Annotated in this window: 4 protein-coding genes; all 4 read left to right on the plus strand. The window is 57.2% G+C overall.

Translation table 11 applies throughout. The features are described from left to right. On the plus strand, positions 1-683 hold a 683-nt coding region (locus tag ABHR75_RS09830; RefSeq protein WP_346964230.1), incomplete at its 5' end, for a hypothetical protein. A 43-nt stretch (positions 684-726) separates the two neighbouring features. Beyond that, a complete protein-coding gene (gene relB / locus ABHR75_RS09835; protein ID WP_035138971.1) occupies positions 727-963 on the plus strand; it encodes a type II toxin-antitoxin system RelB family antitoxin in 237 nt (78 codons plus the stop codon). Beyond that, on the plus strand, positions 947-1,216 hold the full coding sequence (locus ABHR75_RS09840; RefSeq protein ID WP_035138972.1) for a type II toxin-antitoxin system RelE family toxin: 270 nt from the start codon (positions 947-949) through the stop codon (positions 1,214-1,216). Before relB ends, ABHR75_RS09840 begins: the two co-directional genes overlap by 17 nt. A 62-nt stretch (positions 1,217-1,278) precedes the next feature. Further along, positions 1,279-1,920 (plus strand): Rep family protein, encoded by a 642-nt coding sequence (locus tag ABHR75_RS09845; protein ID WP_035138973.1) that lies wholly within the window; start codon positions 1,279-1,281, stop codon positions 1,918-1,920. The last annotated feature ends 131 nt before the right edge of the window (positions 1,921-2,051 follow it).

The raw sequence follows: 2,051 nt of genomic DNA on the forward strand, positions 1-2,051 counted from the left end.
ACCTAGAGGGGCGCATGGGCTACCGCCCCGCAATCGAGCTTGACGAGGAGACGCGGGCGCAGCGCGTGTACACGGACAAGTCAGTGGACATCGACAAGGTGCGCGGCGCGGTCGATAGGGCGGTCGTGCAACCTGCCGAGGACGAAGCGGCGCGAATCGTCGCGGCGGCTAGGGAAGAAGCCGCCGCTTTGCTAAACGATGCCGAAGCGCGTAAGGCAGAGCTTGTTACCGAGATTGCCGACAAGGAGGGTGACCTTGCCGAGCTTGACAGCCAGCTCGAGGACGTGAAGCTCGATATCGAAGATGAGCAAGACCGATTGGAGTGTCTTCGGCAACGAGCGGACGGAGTTGCGCGAGACATTGGAGAGCTTCAACCCATCGCTACCGAGGTTCGGGGCTGGGAAGCTGCGGGAAAAGCTGAGCGCGGCGCAATCCTCGATAACATCGTTGTTAAGTGCGATGGACTCGCGAGCCGCATCAGAGCAGGAGTTGCGGGAATACGAATCAAAGTGGAAGAGCTTAGAAGCCGAATATCGCGCCCGCTCGAATATCTGATGCGCCGCAGGGAACAGCCAAGGCAACAGAGCCTTAATGACGTGCTGCGCGATGCGCAGCGGGCGGCGGATGCGTGGAACCGCGACCACGCTGCACCGCAGAGGACGTATCGCGGGCGGGCTAGATGATGTGTTATAGTAGTACCTGTAATACACGACAAGGAGGTGCGACATGGCTACCGCGGTCACATCAATGAGGATTCCAACCGAGTTGAACGAGCGCTACAGCCGTCTTGCGAAGGAGACTGGCAGGTCGAGGAGCTTCTACGTTAACGAAGCCCTGCAAGAAGCTATCGACCGTTTCGAGTACGAGTACGGGATTCTCAAGGATATCGAGGACTATCGTGCTGGCAGGCTTGAGACCTACAGCATCGACGAGGTAAGGGCGCACTGTGGCCTGGCGAATTGATTTCACGAGGAACGCCGACAAGGCGATGCGCAAGCTCGATAAGGGCGTTGCCGCGCGGGTGTTTGACGAGCTTGACGAGATAGCGAAGCTCGAAGACCCAAGAAGCAGGGGCAAGGCATTGACGGGAAACTTGGCAGGCGTGTGGCGATACAGGGTCGGTGACTACCGAATCCTGTGCGACATCAATGACGGCAGGCTCGTCATTCTCGTGGTCGATGTTGCGCATAGACGCGAGGTTTACAAGCGCAGATAAAAAAAGAAAAGCCCCAGCAAGCTTGGCGGCAGCAGGGGCATTCGAGACAAGGAGATTATAGCATGGCGGCAAACGCTGGCGAGACGAAGGTGAAGCTCTGGGAGGGCATCTGCTACCCAGAGAACATGCGCGATGACTGGCAGGACGAGATAGACGACATTCTTCAAGTGCCTTTCGCTTATGCGGTTCACGACATAGACCATGACCAGAAGAGCAAGCAGCGCAAGACGCATGCGCACGTCATTGTTGTCTGGGGCGGCAACACGACACGCAAGGCAATCATCAACGTCTTGAACCGATTGAGCGCGGACGGCAAGAAGTGCTGTTCGTCAGCCGAGCCAATCAACAACATCAGGCATGCGTATGACTATCTGATTCACGACACGGCTTCCTGTCGCAAGAAGGGCAAGGAGCTGTATCCGGTCGAAGCACGCATCGAGGGAAACAACTTCGACATTGGTCAGCTCGAACAGCTCTCGACTAAGGACAAGCAGGACATGCTCTTCGAGTTGGTCGGCTTCATCATGTGCGAGAGGTTCGAGACCATCAACGATTTCACGGCTGCGGCGCTGAGGGAGTTTCCCGAGCAGTACCGCGAAATCATCGTGGGGTACAACTCGATTCTCGAGCGCTATTGTCGCGGGAACTATCTGAACGCCGAACGTAAGCGCAAGTGCGTGGAACAGTCAGGTGCCAAAGAGTAGTCGGGTCAATGCAGCAATGCGTGACTACGGGGCGGCGTGGTCTGCGCTCGCGCAGATCTAAGCCGACTCGTTCACGGATTGCGGAATTGACGCGACGGCCAACCGAATAGACCAGACTTGATTAAGGGTCG

Origin of the sequence: Collinsella aerofaciens, from assembly GCF_039752955.1 — a bacterium.
Classification (GTDB): domain Bacteria; phylum Actinomycetota; class Coriobacteriia; order Coriobacteriales; family Coriobacteriaceae; genus Collinsella; species Collinsella aerofaciens_BI.

Coding starts and splice junctions, on each gene's coding strand:
- ABHR75_RS09845 (WP_035138973.1), top strand. CDS start 1,279: ATGGCGGCAAACGCTGGCGAGACGAAGGTGAAGCTCTGGGAGGGCATC.
- relB (WP_035138971.1), top strand. CDS start 727: ATGGCTACCGCGGTCACATCAATGAGGATTCCAACCGAGTTGAACGAG.